The sequence below is a fragment of the Rhizobium sp. 10N414 genome, assembly GCF_056394785.1.
This window is the reverse complement of the sequence record NZ_JBFTIN010000038.1, coordinates 49,964-56,637: the sequence shown is the minus strand read 5'-3', so window position 1 is coordinate 56,637 and position 6,674 is coordinate 49,964. Positions and strand designations below refer to the sequence as shown.

7 protein-coding genes, 1 tRNA gene and 1 pseudogene are annotated in these 6,674 nt (G+C 59.1%); all 9 read right to left on the bottom strand.

The genetic code is table 11. The features are described 5' to 3' along the window. Positions 1–161 precede the first annotated feature (161 nt). A complete protein-coding gene (locus AC1DE4_RS25710) occupies positions 162–434 on the bottom strand; it encodes a hypothetical protein (protein WP_082728603.1) in 273 nt (90 codons plus the stop codon). Between the two features lie 668 nt (positions 435–1,102). After that, on the bottom strand, positions 1,103–1,699 hold the full coding sequence (locus AC1DE4_RS25705; RefSeq protein WP_018858634.1) for a BA14K family protein: 597 nt from the start codon (positions 1,697–1,699) through the stop codon (positions 1,103–1,105). Between the two features lie 392 nt (positions 1,700–2,091). Continuing rightward, positions 2,092–2,336 (bottom strand): annotated as a pseudogene (locus tag AC1DE4_RS25700) (DUF1236 domain-containing protein); the annotation flags it as partial. 141 nt (positions 2,337–2,477) lie between these two features. Continuing rightward, entirely contained in the window at positions 2,478–2,660 is a 183-nt protein-coding gene (locus AC1DE4_RS25695) for a hypothetical protein (protein ID WP_082728602.1), read from the bottom strand. A 487-nt stretch (positions 2,661–3,147) separates the two neighbouring features. Next, positions 3,148–3,426, bottom strand: coding sequence for a hypothetical protein (locus AC1DE4_RS25690; protein WP_210258390.1), 279 nt, complete (start codon positions 3,424–3,426; stop codon positions 3,148–3,150). Positions 3,427–3,617: 191 nt separating this feature from the next. Beyond that, positions 3,618–3,693 (bottom strand) — tRNA-Lys (locus AC1DE4_RS25685). A 124-nt stretch (positions 3,694–3,817) separates the two neighbouring features. Further along, entirely contained in the window at positions 3,818–4,729 is a 912-nt protein-coding gene (locus AC1DE4_RS25680; protein ID WP_477883655.1) for a PhzF family phenazine biosynthesis protein, read from the bottom strand. 68 nt (positions 4,730–4,797) lie between these two features. Continuing rightward, the gene (locus tag AC1DE4_RS25675; RefSeq protein ID WP_018858637.1) at positions 4,798–5,544 is read right to left on the bottom strand and encodes an NUDIX hydrolase; all 747 of its coding nucleotides are present in this window, start codon (positions 5,542–5,544) and stop codon (positions 4,798–4,800) included. Continuing rightward, entirely contained in the window at positions 5,541–6,650 is a 1,110-nt protein-coding gene (locus AC1DE4_RS25670; protein ID WP_018858638.1) for an endonuclease/exonuclease/phosphatase family protein, read from the bottom strand. Before AC1DE4_RS25670 ends, AC1DE4_RS25675 begins: the two co-directional genes overlap by 4 nt. Positions 6,651–6,674 lie beyond the last annotated feature (24 nt).

Genomic DNA, 6,674 nt, shown 5'->3' with positions numbered 1-6,674 from the left:
CAGCAGGTGATCCTTCGGCACCAGACTGTCGAGCGTCACCATCTCAAGAGCCGTCTGGGTGGGGGCAGGTTTCTTCAACATGTCCCAATGAATCACAAACCCCCAGACGGTGCCAGGGGTTTGTCAGCAATCTGAGCCTCGCTTCACGCGAGGCCGATTCTCTATTCGCAAACCGTTCTATACCTGGTGATATAGTGGTGGTGGCTTCGGTGCTGGTAAGGCACCCTCCAGCATACGTCGCGGCGGGCGTAGCGCGGTCCGTCATAGTCGTAATCACGGTACCTTGGGCCGTATCGGTAGTAACGAGGCGGTGGTGAATCATCATAATACCTGTGGCCGCCGGAACCGAACTCGAAATAGACACCTTGGGCGTCGGCAGGAGCACTCACCAGTACTGCTGCGAGGCCGGCCATTGCGATGATCAACCGTTTCATGGTCAGTCTCCTTTCTCTGGAGATCAACGCGGCAGGCCTGCATATGGTTCAGGTTTTTGAGGTCCTATAGGACCTAAGTCCTACAAGAGCCGGCTGAAAAGACGACAAAGGAAAAGCCCCGCGGTGTCGGCGGGGCTCTCTAATATCGTTGCACTTCAAAACAACGTGCCTAGGGCGGCACGACCTGAGCGAAAAACGCCGGTGGTTCGCTTCTGTTCCCAACCATTGTTCGTTTTGTCCACTAAGATCGATCCGCACACCCGCGCGCCACGTCGATCAGCGTGTGCAACTGTTTCTCGTCACGGACTCCCTGGCGATAAAACTCGATGATGATTGAGGCGATCCGATCGGATTCGTCCAGGACGCTTCGATCCCCTGCTCGTTGCGGATGTGATCGAGCACCCGAAGGCAGACTGACAGATCCATGGAACGTAGCGGCTCGTCGCGACGACTGTAGCGCTTATGTGACATGGTGGCTCCCCTTCCTCGACAAGCAGAAAGGAGCCCCGCAACAAGCGGGGCAGATGACAGGGACTTTTGGAAAGGCCAAGGCGGGTGTGCGGATCGCCTTGGAACTGTGTCTAAAACGCGGCGCCACACTGTTGGTTCCCACAGTCTTTTTTTCCGTGTGAAAGGACCGGCGGTGGCTCAAGTTCGCCAGAACAGCGTCATTGGCTGGCAGTCTCGGCACTGGTGTTGCTGGAGAATGGCGAAACACATTCGCGCCTCGGTCGGCCGTACGGCTGGTATGTATTGTCGTTTGCCCGATAGGACGCATAACGCGCAAAGCACCACGCGAGATGGTCTGGGTTTCCACTCACCGATCCAGTGATCTCCATCGATGGGGCGGCGAAGGGCGACACGCAGATGCGGATTTGACCGCTGTAGGAGCGATAGGTGTCACGGGCACGATCATAGGACCGGTATCGCGACGCGCACCATTGTTGATGCTCGTTACGCAGTGACGCCGAGGCGGCGTCCGTCGATGCGTCCTCGGACGCGGAATTTGCTACCACGTCCGCCTTGGGCTTGGGTGCTGCGGATGTAACGGGATAGGCCGCTGACACAAGGGGCGCAATCCGCTCGAACTTCTGACTACGTGCATCAACCCGCTCGGGAGATGCAGTCCAAAGGTTCGGTGTATCCAGATTCGCGAACTGCCGCCCATCAGGCACGGCGAGGATGTACGTGGCGGCCGCAGCCCCGATGAAACAGGCCCCGACAGCCGAGGCAATGCCGAACAGCATCGTTGCAATCGCTCTCATGACAGCTTCCCTACCCTCATGACTGATGCATGCGCCCTCTGCGCTCGATCTGCGGAGCCGCACGACGCCTTAAAATGGCGCCTTGCGGATGCCCCATGGCGAGGCGGCGCAGGCCTGGTCGAGATAATCGCGATCAGCCAAGAAACCCGTGCGAGGGAACTTTGTTCCGCGTCACTATCGTCTTGCCGGCAATACCCGAGCCAAGCGCCGCCGGCGGCGTCTATCCGATCGCCGCTGCCCAACAATCATGGATAGTTTCTTGTGTTCCATGTCTCTTCTCCGTGGACGACAAGGCGCACGCAACGTACGGCATCGAGCCGCAGCGTATGTCCTTGACGTCAAATTTGATTGGAGTTGGTTGAGCGCAGCATAGCCGCGCTCTCGAACCAGGATCAGTTGAGAACCCGGATAGCCTTGCGCGACGAAGGCTCGACGATCACACGCTCGTCGTTCACGACCGCGTAGCAAAATTCGGATTGTCGGGAACAGGTGTTAGGACAATGGTCTCCGGAAGCGGCTGACCGACGACGATCTTTTCCTCGACGACGACCCGTGCCTGCGGAGCCGGGACCTCGCGGACATTGGTGACAAAAGTCTGCGGCGGCTCAAGCATGGCGCCAACTGCCGCACCCGGAATTGGTGATGGAATGGCAGCGGGCGAAGGTCATCTAACCGATGAGGGCGCGCAAACCATTGCTGGAGAGGCGACGGGAGGATCCCGTGCAACGAGGGCGCGCAGCCGTCGGACGGATCGCCCTTCGGCAGGCGCTACCGCCCGTCAGTAACTGCAGGACCGGCCGTCGCTGGGTCTGAAGCCGTCGGAGCAGGCTCGATTCATTGAATCTCCCGGCTCATAGCCTGACGCATTGCCCATCGAGTTCGGGGGCGTCCCGCAGGCCGACAGAAGCGTGGAAAGACTGATCATCGCTCCAGCTGCTACAAATGCCCGAAATCTGCTCATTCATGCTTCTCCTGGCTGCAGCGGTTTACGAGAAAGAGATGTTAGACGAAAGCGGCCCCGCGCTAAACCGCTGTCCCCTGCTTCCATTCAAGCTTCACACAACCCATGCGCCGATCAATGCCTTCGCCTCGAACCGGTGGCTGCCAATTGACACCGTGTCAAGCTGAAAGCTCGTCATCTCAAAGTCGCTGACGCAATTATCGTCCATTTCATCGCTCGCCGAACCAGTCTCTGGTTTGCAACCCACCGACACGATTACGGATTCTGACATTTGCTGATAATCTGGGAGCCGCCACGGTCAGGCCTAGCCGGCCTCGCCCTATGCAACTATCGCGTTCTTTTCCTCGCGATGGTCTGGCCGAAACGGTCATGTTGGGCGTTTTTCAGGACCGGCATGGGTCAAACAGTGAGGATGATTATGAGTATCGTCACAATAATGCGTGGATCTTCGCTCGTCTCATCAGTGCTCGCCTTGGCAATAGTGGCGTCACCGGTGGCGCTTCCCCGTGAAGCGATTGCCCAAACCGACATCAGCATACACATCGGGATCGGTAGCAGCCTCAATAGAGGTCGAGGGATAACCTGTAGTCAGGGTGAACGACTGCTTCGCAATCGCGGCTTCCGCGATGTTCGTCGGGTCGACTGCCGTGGCAGGTTCTTCATCTATCGTGCGTGGCGAGGCAACACCCGCTTCGAGATCGCAATCCGTCGAACTGACGGCCGCATTGTCGACATGCACCGCATTAGCCGCCGGCGATAGCTGCAAACCTCCACGCTGCTCTAATGAGAACTCGCTGCTTTAACGCCGACGGGATGCACGCGCCTGTGTCCAGGCGCGGGGCTTGGATGACGGAAGCCACTTTCGATTTTGTGACAAAGTTTGTGACAGAATTGGCAGAATGGCCAGAACTCCCGCTTGGGAGTTTTTTTCTAACTGCTTACTTTTCTTGAGGTTTTTGGTGGGTGATGTAGGGCTCGAACCTACGACCCGCTGATTAAGAGTCAGCTGCTCTACCAACTGAGCTAATCACCCGTAACCGCCGTGTTGCGCGGTGTGAGGGGGCGTATAAACAGGATCGTTCGGCTTGTCTAGCGCCTGCCTGAAAATTCTTTGGTTAAATGCGAAGATTTTTGCGCATGGCTGAAATGCAATGAAATCAAAGGTCCAGCGTTCCGCTTGCGATGCGCACAGCCTGCCCGCCGATCCGGGCATTTGAGATCGTTCCGCCTTCAACATCCATGTGCAGATGAATGAAGGATGGCCGGCCCATTTCCACGCCCTGCTCGATCGTCATGCCATGGTGCCCGTCCGTCAGACGGTCGAAATAGTGAATGGTGCCGGAGAGCGCGGCGGCAGCCGACCCGGTCGCAGGGTCCTCCACGATCCCCATGCCGCTCGCAAACATCCGCGCATGGAATTTCACCACATGGTTCACGCCGCCCCGGCAGTAGATATAGGCCGAGGCAAGCGCGCCATCCACGAAGGGAACGGTCTCTTCCCAAAGTTGCGGGTCGAACTCCATGTGCTGCGCGGCGCCGACGTCGTGCACCGGCACCATCAGGTACGGCACGCCGGCGCTCCACAACGACGGTACGTGGTTCTCAAAGCCGATCTCGGTCGTCTTCAACGACAAAGCATTGGCGATTCCAAGCTTGTCGAGCGGCATCGTGATCTGCTGCGACTTCCGCGGCAGGTCGAACTCGGCAAAACTCGCCTCGCCTTCCCGCAGGCGAACGGCGCAACGCACCGGTCCGACATTTTCCTCCAGCACCGAAACGAGATCGATGCTCGAGCCGCCATGCGCCTGCTCGGCGAGAGCGATCGCCGTTCCAACGGTCGGATGCCCTGCAAAGGGAAGCTCCCGCCCGGGCGTGAAGATGCGGATTCTCGCCGTGTAAGCGGGATTACCCGACGGCTGCACGAAGACCGTTTCCGAGAGGCTCATTTCCTTGGCGATCGCCTGCATGGCATCATCGCTCAAATCGTCACCATCGAAGATAACGGCGAGCGGATTTCCGGCGAGCTTGCGGTCGGTGAACACGTCATAGACGCTGTAGCTTCGCCCCACATCGGCCTCCTGATGGTCTCGATCCTCGTTTCGCCAACCTGCCCGACCGGACGACCGAGCGCAAGGCGTTAAGCGCCGCGCCGTTCCCGGAAGTACCAGTCGATGACGGGGAGCATCGCAATATTGTAGGGGTGTGCCTTCGGGTCGGCCGAACGTATAGCAACCGCGCCGGCAATCTCCTTGTCGTCGGCAACCAGCATGTGTGCGTGGATCTTCTCTATCATGTCATCGGCGGTCAGGTCGAAGCGGAAGAGACGCAGCACAGTCACCGTGCGCCTGACATGGCTCGCGTAGTAGCGATCGCCGGCCTTGGCCTCGTTGAGGTCAAGCCCCGTCTCCTCCATCACCTCGCGACGCATATTGCCTTCGACGTCGCAACGACCTTCGCTGACGTCCTCGGGTTCGAGGGAACCGGCAGCGAAATAGACCTGGCCGGGATTGGCCGTATGGCTCCCCATGCGGATAGCCACCAGCGCGCCGTCCGAGGTTTCGAGGACCGGATAGGCGAACAGATGGATGCCGCCTTGCCGGCTCGGTTGGCGACGCCACCACATGAATGTAGAAAACGGGATGACATGGCCCTCGCCTGCTATGCCGGCATCGGTTAGAGCCAGCCGCTCCTGAAAGACCATGCGGCCGTCGAACAGCGCCGGGTTTGCAGCCGTTTCCTTCGCCCAGTTCTCCCGGATCGCCTCGTGCTCCGCGACATAAAAGGAATGGTCCCCGGCGAGAACGCGAAGGTCCAGCCCAGCAATCGGAAATACGGTCTGCTCCGGCGGCCAGCCGGCGAAATCCTCGGAGAAATGCAGGTTCATATCAAATCCAGTGTCATGACAACGGGGCAATGGTCGGAGGCCTTTGGCCGGTCCCAGCCGGTGCGAGGATAACGCTCGACCTCCTGGCCGGGCGGGAAGGCCGTGCGGTAAGGCTGTCCATGTCGAACGATCTCCGGCAGGCGTCCGACATTCGTTCTGGCGAGCGCCTTCGAGAGCCAGATGTAGTCGAGCTGACACAGCCATTGCTCTTCGGGTCCACGGGCATGGTAGAGCGTCCAGCGGTCGAGCGGATCACGGCGGCGCACGACATTCTCCAAAAAGCCGTCGCGACTGAAGACGTCGAGCGCGCTGATGCTCTCGACCTGATGCTCGAAGCGGTAGCCCGTTTGGCGGCGCCCGATGACGTCGACGCGCTCCTGATAATCGTTCATGTCACCACATATAACGAACCTCTTGTCATCGGTATGACCGTGAAAGCGGTCCTCGATGATACGGCGAACCGCCAGCGCCTCGGCCCGCCGGATCGGCATGGTGCCGAGCCTGCTGTCGACGCCATTCGTGCGCGGCCCGTCCATCGACTTGAAATGGACCACGTAGAGCGACAGCGCGACACCACCGATCTCGAGCTCCAGTTCCAGGCAGTCGCGCTTGAAGATCTTGTCGTCGATGCGGTTGGTCAGCGCCAATTGGTCGTTGAAAAGCCCCAGATCGCGATAGGTGAGCATTGCATGGCTCTTGATCTGCTTGAGCTCGATCTTCTGCCCGTCACGTGTCTCTTCCCGCATCAGGACTGCGACGTCGATCCCGCGGCTGTCGTTGCCCTCGACGAGATATTTTTGCCGGTAACCGTTGCCGACCATCCTGAAGAGATAGCCGTATTCGAAGGCTTGCAACGCCTCCATGTTGTCGACTTCCTGCAGGCAGAGAATGTCGGCGTCGGCGTCGGCAATCGCGAGCGCCGTCATCTGTCGGGTATCGTCGGTGGAAGCGATCACCCGCGCCTGCTCGAGCTGCTGGTAGACGCCTTCACTGCGCACTTCGAAAAGCTTGATGACCCGGTCTTGGCGCAACTGGTTGCGGAAGCCGGTAAAGTCGAAACGCGTCATGAGGTTTTCGACGTTGAAGGTGGCAATGCGAAGCGACATCGAACATTTCCAATTGGCGTTATG